Consider the following 13,295-nt stretch of genomic DNA (forward strand, 5'->3'; position numbering starts at 1 on the left):
CGTAAGAAGGGGAGCACCGTCCGGTGCTCCCCTTCTTCGTTGTCGACGCTCCGGCTAGCGGCTCAGGTCCGCGCGATCGGCGCCCTGCCCCTGGCCACGACCGCGCCGCGTCTGAGGGACGGTGCTCATCGGAGCCTTCGACGTCACCGCGGCGCTGGGCGGGGTGGCGTGCGCGCTGTCGGCGCTCATCCGCGCCTCGATGACGTGCGGGGGGACTCCCTTGGCTTCCATCGCCTGAATGGTCGACTGTCGACGCTCGGCACTGTCGTAAGCGATCTCTCCGGCCTCACGCGACGCTGACGCGCGCGGATCTGTCGCGGGCGGCGCCGACTCCGTGGACGGGCCTCCGGTGCCCTGTGCGGCCTCCTGGCGTTCTGCGGGGGCGTCGTCGCGGAAGAGCTGTGCCTGAGCGCGCGCGTCGGAGGCCAGTTCGCGCAGCTCGTCGGGAGTCGCGTTGGCGGTGCCGCCGGCGGCCGCGTCGCGGTCGTAGTCGCTCGCGCGCGCTTCGAGCTGTGCAGCCATCTCCGCGCGCCCGTTGTCGACGTCGGACGCGCCGGGGGTTTCTCGAGCGGCCTCCTGGTTGCGGGCGTCGTTCGCGCGGTCGAGGCGGTCGGCTTCCGCGATCAGTAGTTGTGCCTCCGTAACCTCCGCTCCCGCTCGAGCACGCTCGGGAGCTACCGTGTCCTTCCACTCCTCGACCAGCGCGGCTCGTGCAGCAGCGACGGCCGCGGGGTCCGCGGTGCGGAACTCTCCGTCGTTCCAGTCGATCGACGTCTGCACGCGGTAGTCCTGGAACCCGGCCGGGTCGGTGTCGCGCTTCCATTCCTCGGCCGCGGAGAGTTCGAGGGTGCCGGCGTCGCCCGCGAGCGCCGCGCGGTAGTCGGTGATCAGAGCGCGCTCCGCGTTCACGTCCGGCTCTGCGCGGCCGCGTATGTCCATGGTGAGGCGGTCGTCGTCGTGGCGGTGGTAGTGCTCCGGCGCGGAGTTGGTGGCCCATTCCTTCGCCCGGTCCAGCTCCGACTTCGCCTGACCTGCGGCGTCGCGCAGCACGGCGGTGTCGACGCCGTAGCGCTCGAACACTTCGCGCTGAACGACGGCCGACGCGCGCTCCGCGATCGGGTCGTGGTTCTTCCACGCCTGCGCCGTCTCCGCGACCTTCGAGATGTCTTGGATGCTCGCCTTCTCCCACCAGTCGGGCCGGTCCACGACCTGCAACGTCGCGCGTGCAGCGCCGCGCTCGGCGTCGAAACGGGCCGACAGCTCGCGCGCCTGCGCGGCGGAGCGTGCCTGCGCGTCGCGAGCCAGCTCCTCGCGCAGCCGGGCGAACTTCTCGCCCATCTGCATCGCGATGGTCAACGCGATCCGGACGTTCTGACCGACCTCCTGGCCTACCTCGTCGTCGTCACTCATGACTTCCTCCCCTTGCCTTGGTGAATCGTCTATCGGCCACGGTCGCCGCGGTCCTGGTCAGGTCCCTGCCGAGACTGTCGGGCGCGGTCCGCGAGCATCGCTTCCTCGCGCTCCCGGTCAGCCTTGGTGAGCTTCGTGGGTACGGGACTGCCCGACCCGAAGTTGGTCTGGGACAGCCGGCGAACGTCTTTGAGCTCCTCCGGGAGCGCCTGCCAGGCCCGCTCGTTCTCCGCGACCTTCTCGGCCTTCACGACGACCTGGTAGCCGTCGCGAACAGCGGACAACTGACCCCGCAACGTCTGCGACAGCTCGCGCATCCGTCGCGCATCACCGGCTGCCTTATGAGCCGACGCGACCGCGTGCGTCAAGCGCGCGAACTGGTTCAGCAGCAGCAGCTCCGCGGCTGCATTCTTCTTATTCCCCGCCGCGGCCATGATCAATGCGGAGTACGCCGCCGTCGAGGGCATCATCGCGGGCCGCGGGCGCGTCTCGTGCGCCCGCAGGTGCGCCGAGCGGGCGAGCGATCGCGCAGCGTCCGCGAGCGGTCCCGGGGTGGGCTCCATGCGCCGGGACCACGCCGCGTAGGCGCCGGCCGTCTCGCGCGCAACGTGCGCCCACGTGGCCCTGTCGGAGGGGTCCACGGACCTGATGTAGTCGTGCAGCCGGTCCATGTCCGCGGCGTACGCCTCGAACAGCTCGGGGGCCGGCTCCGCCGTCTCCCGGCCAGGGTTGACCGGCGTGTACTGCCAGGGATTCTTGGCTGTCGCGCGCCATTCGGATGCCGCATCCGACGCGGACTCCGGCTGGTCCGGCCAGCCCTTCCGCAGCTCCGGCAAGGTCAGGTCGCGAGCGAGCCGGCCGCCGCCGTGCCAGATCGCCTTCTCGCCGTTCGTCGGCCGCAGCGCCACCGAATAGCCGGCGATCACATCGTCACGACCCGTCGCGAATCGAGGGCGCACCAGCACCCCGCCCTGACGCAGACGACGAACGAACTCGCTCTCATCCTGGGACGCGGACGAGGCCGCGCGTACGGCGCGCTCGAGGCGCTGCATGTCCGGCTCGACGTGCCCGCGACGTGCAGCGGACTCACGCGCTCCCGGCCGCACACCGCGCTCCGGGAACTCGCGCTCCGGCGCCTGGTAGACCTGCAACCCGTACTCGCGCTCCAGCTCACGGCTGATCGTCTGCGACCGCTCGTAGTCCTTGTGCACCGACGCTTTCGTGCCGTCCTCGCGCACCAGCGACACGGCGATGTGTACGTGGTCGTTGCCGTTCTTCGACAGCCCGTGACGCACCGCGACCCAGCGGCAATCGGCCTTGCCGATGTCCTCGCCCGCGAAGCCCATCCGCTGCACGAAGTCGGTCGAGATTCGGCCCCACTGCTCGTCTGTGAGCTGGCCCTCCTCGGCCGCCAGCGACAGCGAGCAATGCCACACATCAGCCGCCACGCGATCCTTCACGATCGCGCCGGCCGAGTCCCGAACCGCCTCGCCGTTCTCGTCGGTGCGCACCTTGTTGCGCGTCACCTCGACGCCGAACAGCTCCCGCGGTCGGTCCAGATCCGCAGCGATCGCCGCAGCCGCAGCGCCATCCAGAACCTCATGCCCGTACTCAGCCATGATCGCGGAATCCCCCGCGATCAGGTGCTGCTCCTCGTGCTCGTTCGTCTTGCCGGGACCAACGAGGTAGCCCATCAGTCCACGCATGCGCGTGCCGCGCGTGATGTTCGTTCTCACCGTCCACCGAGCCGGTCTGCCGTCGCCTCGATCAGGCGTCGCACCCGCCGGTACTCCTCCGCAGCCTCAACAGCCTCGGCCGGGAACTGGCCCGTGCTGTTCGCGAACCGCGCGAGCTGGTTCATGTTGTCCGACGTCTTCTGCAACAGCTTCGACGCCCGGAACAGCTCAGCAACCACCAACCGCCACTCCGTGTCCGTGCGCACCTGGGCGTTCATCGCGGACTCGAACAGCAGCCGCGGCACCGTCACTTCCAGCACCTCGGCACGGGCGCGCAGGTGCGCGTCCTCCTCGGGCGTGACCGACACCTCGTACCGCTTCGACCGCGCAGCGACACCCGGCACGTTCGCGCGGCGGCGCCGGCCGAACAACCGACCCTCTCGTGACGACTCCGACACGACCCTCACCGTCCTTCCGGCCCAGCGCAGCGAACCCGCCCCCAGGCGGGGACCATACGACCAGTATGCGCCGACCCGGCCGCGCAGCGGAAGGGGCGCAAGCGGTTTACCACGGGTAAACCTATAGCTTGCTCCACAAACCATCTTCGCACCGAGCGCGACTTGGGTGTAACTCGGGTCCGAAGGACACCCGAGCGTCTCGGCTGGCGAAGCCGAACCCGAGACGCTTGAGTCCGCGCCTTCCGCATGACGGCGGCGGCGGCGGCTAGCCTTTCCGCATGAGCGACCACACGAGGAACCCTGACGACGCCGCCGACGCCGCCCGCCGACTGCTCGAACAGAGCGTCGAGAAGCGCGTCGAGGCGGTCCGCACGATCGTCTCCGCAGCCAACGACACCGACACCGCACGCGCCACCCTCAGCGACGCGCAGAACCGACACAGCAAGGCGTGGGCGGACGCCCTCGCCGCCGGATGGTCGGAGAAGGAACTCCGCGCAGCAGGAGTGCCGCGACCCGAGCAGACTCGCGCTCGCGTCACCCGCGCGCGACGCACAACGTCGGCGGAGGGAATTCCCGCCGATTCGACCGAGAGCGACAGCTCCGCGTCCATCGAGAACGCTGCATGACCGACAACGACTCCGCCGCGCTCCACGGCCAGGTCCGCGCCTGGGCGGAGGGGGCCAACCCGCTCACGGCCGCCGTCGAACTGCTGATCCGATCGGGCCTCGTGTACGCCGGAGCACCGTGGGTGAAGACCGACAACGCCTGGCACACGAGCGCAATCGACTTCGACCGCCTCGGCTACGAAATCGGAGCGCTCAGCGGAGGCGAACAGCGCGTCGCGCGGATCGCGTCGTCGCTCGGTCAGGGTGTCCCTGTCGACCTCCGCGAGGACGTCGCCGGGCTCGACCTCGAACACACGCGACTGGTCCTCGCGGCGATCGCGCACGCCGCCGGACTCGGAGAGCCCGGCACGACGATCCAGACCGTCGACGGAGTGCCGACAATCGTCCCCCATGACGCTCTGGCGTCGTGGCCGAACGAGTAGGTCGATCGCGCACGACGACCGCCCTCGTCGAGTAGCAAGCCCCCGCTCGAGCAGTCACGCTCGCGGGGGCTTCTGCCTTCCCGCGACGTGCGCGCAGGCTGCGGTCCGGCCGTCCATCCGACGCTTCACTCTTGCCTGCGCCGGCCGACCGTCAAGAGCGCTGCGCGTCCCTCCGGGATACCCCTCCGGGGCACTCCTGACGGCCACCCGCCTCCGGCATCGCGCCGCTTATCGGATGGATGGCCTCAGAGAATGCTCCCCTCGGGAAGAGTTCCGATCAGCGGCCCCTGCCGGACGCTCACCGGAGCGCTACATCGCGTAGGTGATGACGACGGATGAGAGCTTCCGCGACGTTCACGTCCACCGACGACGTGTGCACGGCCCTCCTCGCCTTCGTCGGTTCGATCGCCGCCGGCGGACACTCCGAGTCGATCGCTATTCCCGCGCTGCGCGTGGATGGGCAGGTCATGGAAGTACGGATGACGGTGAACGCCAACAGCGCGTTCGTCGTCGTCCCAGTCGATGCCGACGCGCAAGACGAGCGCGCCCTTCTGGCAGCCTCAAAGTCGGTAGTCAGCGAGCTGCGCAAGCGAAGCGCGGCCAGCCGTCAGGATGCCGAGCGGCGCTGACAGGAGTTGCTCGACTCGCTCCGCTCACGCTCACCGTCTCGGCACTTCGTGTCTAAAGTGGCGGTGCGGTTGAGAAGTGGGGACCTCGACGCCGCGCGCGGCAGACCGACGAGGGGTCGTCGGTGTCGCTCTGCTCTCGGCCGCGTCACACAGCGCGGCCGAGAGCACCACTCGCCGGCTGCTGCTCAGGGCCGTCAACCCTCCTCCCGTGGGCACAGTCGGCACCTATGGTCGGGCATGTACGGAGTGCCGTTCGCTCCGGCCCCAGTGCTCCCGGCTCGGATGCGGCTCGGCCCCTGAGCCGGGAGTAGCGGCCCGGCCCCGCGTCGGGGGATGCCGGGTCGGGCCGCTTCCCAGGGGAAGAAGCCGCACCCGAGCGAAACGACACCAGGCGTAACGTGCGGTGGTTATGCTCCGCGCATGATCGACTTCAGCTCCGCCGAGATGGCGACAGTCGAGTACGTCGAGGACCAGTGGCGCCTCACGATTCTCGACGGGACCGGCACCACGTTGGCCGAGACCGGGCTTCCGCTTTTCGGCCCCGAGAACTTCTTCGTTCGCGCCAGCTCTGACCGGCCGGCGGGCCTGGATTACGTGGGGCCGTTCTTGAACAAGCGCGGCCTGTACTACACCCAGTGGACCGGTCGCGGCCGAGACGGATGGAGCACACAGCTCCACTACTGACGAGCACACGTTGCGCGGGCAGACGTCCAGGATGATGAGCACATGTCGCGCAACACTGAGCCGTTGGCCGGTCAAATGGTCTGGCTCGTCCGCTGGATCCAATCGCGTGACGGCTGGTCGCACGAGACCATCAGCGGCGCTTTTCAGGAGCGCACCGACACGTGCTGGCGCGTCTGGGTGAACGAGGAGCTGCGCGAACTTCCCTCACAGGACTGGTCCCCCTACAAGCCGTGACGCCGACGGTGGTCCACGCTCAGCTGTGGTCAGTGACGGATCGCGGAAGCGCGCCAGCCTTCGTCCTTGACCCAGCGGAACCCAATCCAGCAAGTCTGCGGCTCCGGCGCGTCTGCGGCCGCGTCCAGGGCGACCCGAAACGTGGCAGGTGTCGCGCCGTCGATGATCGTGAACTCCGAATCGCGGTCCGCGAGCGCCCCGCACGCATCGCGCAAGCCTGCACTGTCTGACTCGGTGTTCGCGGGAAGAAGCTTCGCGATCGCCGGATCATCGTTCAACACGGGCACGAGCTCGTACACCAGCTCCTGGCCACTCCCCGACGGCGGCACCGCTCCCGACGTCGAGTCATCGAGCGACCCGACCGCAAACATGAAGACAGCGACGACGCCGGCCAGCACCGACGTCAGCAGAACGAGTAGGACCACGGTGACGCCACGATGGTGCCGCGGCGGTGAAGGAAGATCCTCCGCCTCGTCGTACGCCCCCACCGCTTCCCCTCCGCCGACAGGTCCTCCCGACCCCGGCTCACCAGAGATACCAGACCTGAACGACCAACCATCACGCACTATCCCCATCGCCCTCCCCCGTTTGGCTGATGCTCGGCAGATCACTCAGGAACCGATGTGTATGATTCCGCATGGATTGAGCGGGGACCTGGACCGCCGATCTTTGGCTTGTGACGCGAGAGCGCCAAGCCCGCCGGCGGGGGTGCGCCGACCCGAACGGCGCGCCCTCAGCCGCGCCACGATGCCAAGCTCGGTTCATCAGCTCGATGGCGTGGCGTCCGATCGGCGTCAGGTCGACCACGACTCGTCTTGGCGTGGCCGTGCCGGCCTGCCAGGGTCATGGCCATGGAGATCACAGATGATGTCGAGCGGGCCGAATGGCTTGGGCTGCGCATGCAGCGAGAGCGAAGCTGGGCACGAGTCGGCTCGGTCGCCGGATACGGGTTCGAGGCGTACGCCCGTGTCCTTCACCCTCGACCTGACGGCGATGACATTTGGGAACGCCAGCGGTGGGCGGACGTTGCTGCTACTGCCGGCAAGGTCATGCACCCGCTCGTCCAGTGGGAACGGCTCCTAGGCAGGGACGAGCCGCGCGGCGGCACAAGTGACGTCGGACGACTCGATCCGCAAGTACTCGCCGCCCTCGCACCCATCCTCAGTTCGGCGACCACTACGCCCGGCGATGCGCTCGCGGCGTACTGGGTCGGTGGGACCGGCCAGAACCTCCTCGGCAGGCCGGTCAGCATTGACCGATACGACTACATACTGGCCGCCACGAGCATGGCGGAGCTTGCCGAACCCGGATGGGGTCCCGAGATTGGCCTCCGCGGCGAGGAAGCGCCGCAACTACTCTGGCCTGAAGATCACGCCTGGGTGCTCGCCACCGAGATCGACTGGGACTCCACCATCGTCGCCGGCTCGCACACGCTCGTAAGCGCGATCCTCACTGACGGCCGATTCGAGGCCTTCCCCGTCGATGAGGACTCCGACCTGTCGTGGAACGGTGACACGATCAACCGTCCCAAAGTCCAGGAACCGTCCTAGGAGAGCGCGAAGGACAGCGATCGCGACGTCAGTGAGTGATTGAGGCCGCCTGCCATCCGCTCCGAGTTCGAGTCGTCGCATCGTTCTACGGTGCAAGCGACGCCTACCGATCGGGAGGCCGAAGGTACGCGGACAGGGTGAAGGCGGGCGGCCCATGGGTCACCCGCCTTCACACTCGCGGACGCGGAGCGCCTCTTGCGGTGACCCTACGGAGCCAGGATGTAGGACATGCCCACGACGTCCTGCACAGTTCGCGTGTTGTAGACGCCAGGTCCGGCGGCACCGTTCATCTCGGTGATGTTGATGTAGAGGCCGTCAGCGCGCTGCTCGACGGAATCGACCCAGGCGACGTGACCGTAGGTGGGGTCCGCCCCCTGCACGCCGGGCTCGAAGACGACGATGCTGCGAGCCTGAGCATCCAGGACGGTAGTCCAGCCGTTCGCGGCGGCGCTGGTGTCCCAGTCGAGGGCGTTGCCGTAGATGGCGGGACGCAGCCCGGTCGCCTCGAAGAACTTTTCCTTCGCACCCCATGTGCACTGACCGGCAGCGCCGCTGTTCGCTCCCTCGGTAACGCCAGTGGCGCGGCCGGAGTCAGCGACGGCGGTGGTTGTCTGAGTTGTGGTGTCCGCGAAGGCCGGCGCGGCGCCCACGATCGGGACTGCGACGGTGAGTGATGCTGCGAGCAGGCCCGCAGCGATGCGGGACCGGCGGAAGCCGTGTCCCGGGTGGTTCTGACGGTTGGCCGAGCTGGTGTCGAATTCGTTGCTCGTGCTGGTGCGCATGATGTACTCCTTCGTCTCTTCTTGCTTCCCTTGAACACCCTCCACGCTGCCACTCATACGGCTCCCATCACCGAAATGGAGGAAGCGGCCACGTAGCGCCCACCTCCCACCCAGGCGCGAAGCAGCGCCCGCCACGCACTGCGAGCGACCGCACCGGAGGGTGACGGGGGCTCCGTCTAGCTGAGGTACACCCCAACCGGACGTCAGGCACCATGGCCGAAGCGCGTCCGAATAGGGCCGTGTCGGACCTTGTCTGACACTTGCCCCTGCGGCTCTTAGACTTCAACTGGACAAGTAGGGGTCGGAGGCGGCATGTCGGGTCAGAGGGTCGGGTACGTGCGGGTGAGCACGTTGGATCAGAGCACGGTGCGCCAGCTCGACGGCCTGACGCTGGATCGGGTGTTCGAGGACAAGGCCTCCGGCAAGGACGTGAACCGTCCGCAGCTCGAAGAGATGATCGGGTTCGTCCGCGACGGAGACACGGTGCTCGTGCACTCGATGGACCGGCTCGCAAGGAACCTAGAAGACCTCCGCCGGCTCGTGCGCCGACTGACGGACAAGAAGGTCCGGGTCGAGTTCGTCAAGGAACAGCTCACCTTCACTGGTGAGGACAGCGCGATGGCGAACCTGCTGCTGAACATGATGGGCGCGTTCGCAGAGTTCGAACGCGAACTCATTCGGGAGCGTCAACGCGAGGGCATCGCTTTGGCCAAGCAGCGCGGCGTCTACCGAGGCCGCGCCCGCTCGCTTACCCTCGCGCAGGTCGCGGAGCTGCGCGAGCGGGCTGGTGCCGGCGTGCCGAAGACGACGTTGGCAAAGAAATATGGCATCAGCCGGGAGACGGTGTACGCCTACCTTCGCGCCTCGACATCGGCGCTACAAGCGTCTGAAGAGTGACGGGGCGCTGACATGGTGAGCACTGTCGGAGTCGTTCATGGCGCGGGAGGAAGCTGATGACAACACAGATGTTCCCTGGCGAGATCGGGTCGATGCCGGAATTGGGTTCGTCCGCGATTGCGACGTTCCGGCCCGCAACAGAGCTTCCGACTCCTGTGCGGTTTGTCGACGGCTTCGATCTCTTCGTTCAGTTCCTGCAACGCCATGGCGTGGACCCAGAGAGCCTTGCTGGTGACGTGTCGGGAGTGTGGCTCTTCCTGGCCAAGCATCCGACCGCCTTGACGACGCCAGAGATTGCCGACGCCGCAGCCCGGTTCGTCGGGAACGTGATCGCGGTGGTGCATCCCGCGGCGACCTGGCGAGTCACCAACGAGCCGGAAATCGGGACGAACGTCCGCTCCATTCCGGTCGCCGCCCTCGTGCGAACCATGGTGCAGCGTCCCGAGCAGCGGGAACCGTTCCTCGAGATGCTGTCCACCTGGGATCAAGAAGACCTCGACGACCGCGAAATCACCGCGCTCGCTCACGATGTCACTCCACCGCCGTTCACGGTTCCACCGGTTCCGTTCCAACGCGCCGCCTTCCCTCCCATCGAGTTCCGCGACGACAACGGCCACGTCATCGAATACGGGCAGCGCTGGCCCGACCACCACCCACCTGACGACGCGTACTCCCGCGTCTCCCACCCAGAACGCTTCGCACCCCTACGCCATGACGTCGACGCCCTGGCCGACTACCTCCACCGCTGGTACTCCGTCGACGTCCGCCACCTCGACCACGACGGGACACAGCAGATCCGGTTGCAGCCTCGCGCCGGAACCCCGATCACCGTCACTGCAACCGACGAATCAGTCCAAGTGGAAGCAGGCGTCTTCTTCCGCGCCACCCTGCCGAACTGCTCCTGCGATGCCTGCGACGAATCAGCAGAAACCGCCGCCGACCGCCTCGAAGAAGCCGTCCTTTCCATCGCCGCGGGCGGCTTCCGCGAGACGTACCCCCTCGGAAGTCGCCGGTGGCTGCACACCCAGCTCCACGCCGTTGACGGCAGCGGCTACACCGGCAGCAGTGGCGCCCCCGACAGAGACCTCACCACCGACGACCTCGAACACGCCACCACGACCCTGCGCCAACTCGACAACGGCTGGTGGCCCGCCTGGCCCCTCCGCACCCCCAACTCGCCAGACCGAACAGGCGACGACGAAACGACGAACGACCGAACCTGACGAGCGGCTCCAACTGCTTCGTTAGACGCCCCGCCACCTGGCTCCCCACCGGACGGGTCGCCACCACCCGTCCTCTGAACCCACGTTCGCGTACGAATCGCATGGCTAGCCTGGCTGAGTGGACTTCATCGGGTTGGCGCCCCAGCACTTTGACACCGCGCTCGGCACGGTACTGACCACAGCCGTGCAGGCGCAGGGCTGGAGCGCACAGAAGGTAGCCGTGTTCGCACGGCTCCGACCGCGCACCGTCCGACGCATCCTGACCGGCAAAACCTCGGCCGGCACCGTACAACTGCACCGCCTCCTGCAAGTCCTGCAACTCGACCATGACGCCACGATGCGCACCGTCTACATCGAAGCGCGAGTCGCGCAGCTGGCCGCGGACACCGAAGCAGCCGAGGACCGCGACCGCCCCCGGGACATGCTCGGATGATGACCGGCAACGACCTCGCCGTTCTTCTCAACCCCTTCGTCATCACCGGGGTCGTCGTCCTCGTCGCGATGATCCTCGGTGGGCCGTGGCTGCGCGAGCGGTACATCTTCCGCGAGCTCAACCGCGACACCGGCGTCACCCGACACCAGCCCACCGCCCTTTTCACCCCAGGCCGGGCCGGCAATCCGCCGCTGGTGTATTTCCTGGAACTGCACTACGCCGAACGCCTCGACACAGTGCTGATGCTGCACCGCGTCGGCGCCATCGCGAGCCTCCACGACGGCTCCATGACCATGCACGACCGCGCCGGACGCCTCCTCACCCACCTCAGCGCGCTCGACGTCGCCTACTATCGCCGCCTCAACGACACAGCCCCGCAACCACCCAACCCGGGATAGACAAGCCGGCCTGGCGCTCGGCCTTCCCTGCCCCGTTTCACGCCCCCTCAGCGGAATCACCACCGGACAGGTCTAACGAGACGGCCCCGCCCGCGCCACGCCGCGGCGGCGCACGCAACTCGCGTGCGACCGGTTGACGACCCCCTTACGGGACGTCGTTCTACCTAGCGCTGCGCATCCGCAGACGATCGACGGTGACGCCGACCGCGACGGTGACTGCGGCGGCGACCAAGCCCCACCCCAGCCCGAGCGTGAATGTTCCCCTGCTCGGGTCAGCCCAGTTCTCGATCTCCGGGCGTCTGGCGAAAGCAGAAGCATTGAGCTGGGTTGCCACGAAGGCGACAACAAGAGTCACCAGCGCAAACACCACCAGCGAAGCCAGAACCCACAACAGGAGCTGCCGACGTCGACTCCGCGCGTACCCTCGAACAGTCATGTGCTGAGCGTACGAACTGGACCGCCGCGGCGCACTAGCCGCAGTGCAAAACGTCAACGATCAGCCGGTCATCCTCCGCCTCGCGCCGGAGGCGCAAGGCGTCCGGTGGTCGATCCCGATACGGGACGCGCGCCAGCACTGTGATACCTCGCGCCACGGTGACCGAACGACGTCGGAACCGACGAGGATCCGAGGCGTGAAGAACAGCAGTGACGGTGAGCACTACCTCCTCCTCAGGACAGCCCTCTGGGCAGACGCCACCGACGTCGTTGGAATCTATGGCAGCGAGCAGCGCGCTCGGGAAGCAGCAGGTTCCTCTACGGGACCCGATCAGTGGACGCTCGAGGAGTGGAGAGGAGACGTGCGCCGCAGCAGTCTCCAGCTCTAGGCCGCTACGCGCTCACGCTGACGCAATGGAGTTGCACGGCTACAGTCACGAAGGAGGGTCGCGATGCGGCGACCGCTGGGGAGGTCGCTGTGGGCGAATCGAATGATGGCCGCTTCAAGAAGCTGCCCGATCGGATCGAGCCGGCTCAGCAGACCGTGAGCGTCCCGGCCAGCGAAGACGACTCCACGACGCCACCGCAACCGCCGGCCGGCGTTCCTGACCTCGTGATCGCGACTCGCGTGGCGGACGCCGCCACGATGACCGGCCTTCTCCGCCGTACGGCGGGGCGCGTTGCACTGACGGTCGTCGTCGTCGCGGCCGGCCTCGTCACCGTCCTCGCCGCGCTCAACCTGCGCCTGTAACCAGACCGATCAGCCGTGAGCGAGGACGGCGCGTCCGACAGCGGCGCCTCTCGACTCGCCCACCGAACATTCCGGGGATCCCATGCTCAGAGCACTTTCGTCCACTTCCATGTTCTGGATCGGTGTCGCCGGGATTCTCCTGGGCATCGTCTTCGGCACGATCGTGCCGTTCTGGATCGCCCCCTACCAAGCCAACGGATCACCCACCGTCGAACAGATCATCAGCACCATCCCGGTCCTCACACGAATCGCGGAGGGCATCGGCTACTCGTTCGTCGCAGGAGCCTTCGTCGTTCGCCACTTCGAGAAGCGCGAACTCGTCGACGCTCGACGGTCCGTGCACTTCGTCGGCCGAGCAGCCCGGAAAGACGAGCAGTAGCCCCTCCGAGCAGTCCGCTGAAAGCGTCCCGCGGATCGATCCCCTTACAGGACACTCTCGGTCGCGAGTCGGTAGCTCCTCGTGGTGAGAGCCGCGTCACGCCTACTGTTCTCCCGTGGGAGAACTCAAGGTAACGAGCTCGGCGGCGGTCGAGGCCGCTTCACGTCGCGCCGAGGGGTGGATACGCCGTGGTTGAACGCCTGGACAGTTGGGACCCGAGCAGACTCTCGCCGGACCGGCAGACACCACCCCGCCAACGACGGTTGGTGAGACTGTCGATCGCGCTGGGAGCTCTAGCCGTCGTGGCG

The 13,295-nt window shown here is 67.7% G+C and carries 19 protein-coding genes; 13 read left to right on the forward strand and 6 right to left on the reverse strand.

Annotation, left to right across the window (positions count from 1 at the left end; all coding sequences use genetic code 11):
- Nucleotides 1-54 precede the first annotated feature (54 nt).
- Genes C5C35_RS14680 through C5C35_RS14690 form a run of 3 tightly spaced genes read right to left on the reverse strand, consistent with a single transcriptional unit; the run spans nucleotide 55 to nucleotide 3,454 of the window.
- Entirely contained in the window at nucleotides 55-1,410 is a 1,356-nt protein-coding gene (locus tag C5C35_RS14680) for a hypothetical protein (RefSeq protein WP_104263454.1), read from the reverse strand.
- A 29-nt stretch (nucleotides 1,411-1,439) separates the two neighbouring features.
- Complete coding sequence (locus C5C35_RS14685) at nucleotides 1,440-3,146, reverse strand: relaxase/mobilization nuclease domain-containing protein (RefSeq protein WP_104263455.1); 1,707 nt, start codon at nucleotides 3,144-3,146, stop codon at nucleotides 1,440-1,442.
- On the reverse strand, nucleotides 3,143-3,454 hold the full coding sequence (locus tag C5C35_RS14690; protein WP_236553717.1) for a plasmid mobilization relaxosome protein MobC: 312 nt from the start codon (nucleotides 3,452-3,454) through the stop codon (nucleotides 3,143-3,145). The genes C5C35_RS14685 and C5C35_RS14690 overlap by 4 nt, the downstream gene beginning before the upstream one ends.
- Nucleotides 3,455-3,822: 368 nt before the next feature.
- On the opposite strand from C5C35_RS14690, the gene C5C35_RS14695 reads away from it, so the two are divergent.
- The 5 genes from C5C35_RS14695 to C5C35_RS14715 all read left to right on the forward strand — a co-directional run bounded on the left by C5C35_RS14695 (nucleotide 3,823) and on the right by C5C35_RS14715 (nucleotide 6,139).
- On the forward strand, nucleotides 3,823-4,170 hold the full coding sequence (locus C5C35_RS14695) for a hypothetical protein (RefSeq protein ID WP_104263456.1): 348 nt from the start codon (nucleotides 3,823-3,825) through the stop codon (nucleotides 4,168-4,170).
- Entirely contained in the window at nucleotides 4,167-4,592 is a 426-nt protein-coding gene (locus C5C35_RS14700) for a hypothetical protein (RefSeq protein ID WP_104263457.1), read from the forward strand. Before C5C35_RS14695 ends, C5C35_RS14700 begins: the two co-directional genes overlap by 4 nt.
- Nucleotides 4,593-4,927: 335 nt before the next feature.
- Nucleotides 4,928-5,221, forward strand: coding sequence for a hypothetical protein (locus tag C5C35_RS14705; protein ID WP_104227097.1), 294 nt, complete (start codon nucleotides 4,928-4,930; stop codon nucleotides 5,219-5,221).
- A 420-nt stretch (nucleotides 5,222-5,641) separates the two neighbouring features.
- Nucleotides 5,642-5,905, forward strand: coding sequence for a hypothetical protein (locus tag C5C35_RS14710; RefSeq protein WP_104227096.1), 264 nt, complete (start codon nucleotides 5,642-5,644; stop codon nucleotides 5,903-5,905).
- Between the two features lie 42 nt (nucleotides 5,906-5,947).
- On the forward strand, nucleotides 5,948-6,139 hold the full coding sequence (locus C5C35_RS14715; protein ID WP_104227095.1) for a hypothetical protein: 192 nt from the start codon (nucleotides 5,948-5,950) through the stop codon (nucleotides 6,137-6,139).
- 29 nt (nucleotides 6,140-6,168) lie between these two features.
- On the opposite strand, the gene C5C35_RS14720 is transcribed toward C5C35_RS14715, so the two are convergent.
- Nucleotides 6,169-6,627, reverse strand: a complete 459-nt coding sequence (locus tag C5C35_RS14720) for a hypothetical protein (protein WP_104227094.1) — start codon at nucleotides 6,625-6,627, stop codon at nucleotides 6,169-6,171.
- Nucleotides 6,628-6,990: 363 nt separating this feature from the next.
- On the opposite strand from C5C35_RS14720, the gene C5C35_RS14725 reads away from it, so the two are divergent.
- On the forward strand, nucleotides 6,991-7,689 hold the full coding sequence (locus C5C35_RS14725; protein WP_146078502.1) for a hypothetical protein: 699 nt from the start codon (nucleotides 6,991-6,993) through the stop codon (nucleotides 7,687-7,689).
- Nucleotides 7,690-7,895: 206 nt separating this feature from the next.
- On the opposite strand, the gene C5C35_RS14730 is transcribed toward C5C35_RS14725, so the two are convergent.
- Nucleotides 7,896-8,471, reverse strand: a complete 576-nt coding sequence (locus C5C35_RS14730) for a CHAP domain-containing protein (protein WP_219812207.1) — start codon at nucleotides 8,469-8,471, stop codon at nucleotides 7,896-7,898.
- A gap of 312 nt (nucleotides 8,472-8,783) precedes the next feature.
- Between C5C35_RS14730 and C5C35_RS14735 the strand changes: the two genes are divergently transcribed.
- From C5C35_RS14735 to C5C35_RS14750, 4 genes are all read left to right on the forward strand, one after another.
- Nucleotides 8,784-9,368 carry a recombinase family protein gene (locus C5C35_RS14735; RefSeq protein WP_104227091.1) on the forward strand — a complete coding sequence of 195 codons (585 nt, stop codon included), beginning with the start codon at nucleotides 8,784-8,786 and terminating at the stop codon, nucleotides 9,366-9,368.
- 56 nt (nucleotides 9,369-9,424) lie between these two features.
- Entirely contained in the window at nucleotides 9,425-10,591 is a 1,167-nt protein-coding gene (locus C5C35_RS14740; protein WP_104227090.1) for a DUF6226 family protein, read from the forward strand.
- A 118-nt stretch (nucleotides 10,592-10,709) separates the two neighbouring features.
- Nucleotides 10,710-11,024, forward strand: coding sequence for a helix-turn-helix domain-containing protein (locus C5C35_RS14745; protein WP_104227089.1), 315 nt, complete (start codon nucleotides 10,710-10,712; stop codon nucleotides 11,022-11,024).
- Nucleotides 11,024-11,422: a hypothetical protein gene (locus tag C5C35_RS14750; RefSeq protein WP_104227088.1), complete on the forward strand. Its 399-nt coding sequence runs from the start codon at nucleotides 11,024-11,026 to the stop codon at nucleotides 11,420-11,422. The genes C5C35_RS14745 and C5C35_RS14750 overlap by 1 nt, the downstream gene beginning before the upstream one ends.
- Before the next feature lie 160 nt (nucleotides 11,423-11,582).
- Here C5C35_RS14750 and C5C35_RS14755 read toward each other — a convergent pair whose 3' ends face one another.
- A complete protein-coding gene (locus tag C5C35_RS14755; RefSeq protein ID WP_146076966.1) occupies nucleotides 11,583-11,858 on the reverse strand; it encodes a hypothetical protein in 276 nt (91 codons plus the stop codon).
- Nucleotides 11,859-12,054: 196 nt separating this feature from the next.
- Here C5C35_RS14755 and C5C35_RS16785 point away from each other — a divergent pair, with 196 nt between their 5' ends.
- The 3 genes from C5C35_RS16785 to C5C35_RS14765 all read left to right on the forward strand — a co-directional run bounded on the left by C5C35_RS16785 (nucleotide 12,055) and on the right by C5C35_RS14765 (nucleotide 12,987).
- A complete protein-coding gene (locus C5C35_RS16785; protein ID WP_146076965.1) occupies nucleotides 12,055-12,246 on the forward strand; it encodes a hypothetical protein in 192 nt (63 codons plus the stop codon).
- Between the two features lie 89 nt (nucleotides 12,247-12,335).
- A complete protein-coding gene (locus C5C35_RS14760) occupies nucleotides 12,336-12,608 on the forward strand; it encodes a hypothetical protein (protein WP_104227086.1) in 273 nt (90 codons plus the stop codon).
- A 109-nt stretch (nucleotides 12,609-12,717) separates the two neighbouring features.
- Nucleotides 12,718-12,987, forward strand: a complete 270-nt coding sequence (locus C5C35_RS14765; protein ID WP_104224259.1) for a hypothetical protein — start codon at nucleotides 12,718-12,720, stop codon at nucleotides 12,985-12,987.
- The last annotated feature ends 308 nt before the right edge of the window (nucleotides 12,988-13,295 follow it).

Origin of the sequence: Rathayibacter sp. AY1F8 (assembly GCF_002932165.1) — a bacterium.
In the GTDB taxonomy this organism is placed as follows: domain Bacteria; phylum Actinomycetota; class Actinomycetes; order Actinomycetales; family Microbacteriaceae; genus Rathayibacter.

Bases quoted from the DNA above. Each gene is read 5' to 3' on its own strand.
- C5C35_RS14680 (WP_104263454.1), bottom strand. From the start codon at position 1,410: ATGAGTGACGACGACGAGGTAGGCCAGGAGGTCGGTCAGAACGTCCGG.
- C5C35_RS14695 (WP_104263456.1), top strand. From the start codon at position 3,823: ATGAGCGACCACACGAGGAACCCTGACGACGCCGCCGACGCCGCCCGC.
- C5C35_RS14700 (WP_104263457.1), top strand. From the start codon at position 4,167: ATGACCGACAACGACTCCGCCGCGCTCCACGGCCAGGTCCGCGCCTGG.
- C5C35_RS14705 (WP_104227097.1), top strand. From the start codon at position 4,928: ATGAGAGCTTCCGCGACGTTCACGTCCACCGACGACGTGTGCACGGCC.
- C5C35_RS14710 (WP_104227096.1), top strand. From the start codon at position 5,642: ATGATCGACTTCAGCTCCGCCGAGATGGCGACAGTCGAGTACGTCGAG.
- C5C35_RS14715 (WP_104227095.1), top strand. From the start codon at position 5,948: ATGTCGCGCAACACTGAGCCGTTGGCCGGTCAAATGGTCTGGCTCGTC.
- C5C35_RS14725 (WP_146078502.1), top strand. From the start codon at position 6,991: ATGGAGATCACAGATGATGTCGAGCGGGCCGAATGGCTTGGGCTGCGC.
- C5C35_RS14730 (WP_219812207.1), bottom strand. From the start codon at position 8,471: ATGCGCACCAGCACGAGCAACGAATTCGACACCAGCTCGGCCAACCGT.
- C5C35_RS14735 (WP_104227091.1), top strand. From the start codon at position 8,784: ATGTCGGGTCAGAGGGTCGGGTACGTGCGGGTGAGCACGTTGGATCAG.
- C5C35_RS14740 (WP_104227090.1), top strand. From the start codon at position 9,425: ATGACAACACAGATGTTCCCTGGCGAGATCGGGTCGATGCCGGAATTG.
- C5C35_RS14750 (WP_104227088.1), top strand. From the start codon at position 11,024: ATGACCGGCAACGACCTCGCCGTTCTTCTCAACCCCTTCGTCATCACC.
- C5C35_RS14755 (WP_146076966.1), bottom strand. From the start codon at position 11,858: ATGACTGTTCGAGGGTACGCGCGGAGTCGACGTCGGCAGCTCCTGTTG.
- C5C35_RS14765 (WP_104224259.1), top strand. From the start codon at position 12,718: ATGTTCTGGATCGGTGTCGCCGGGATTCTCCTGGGCATCGTCTTCGGC.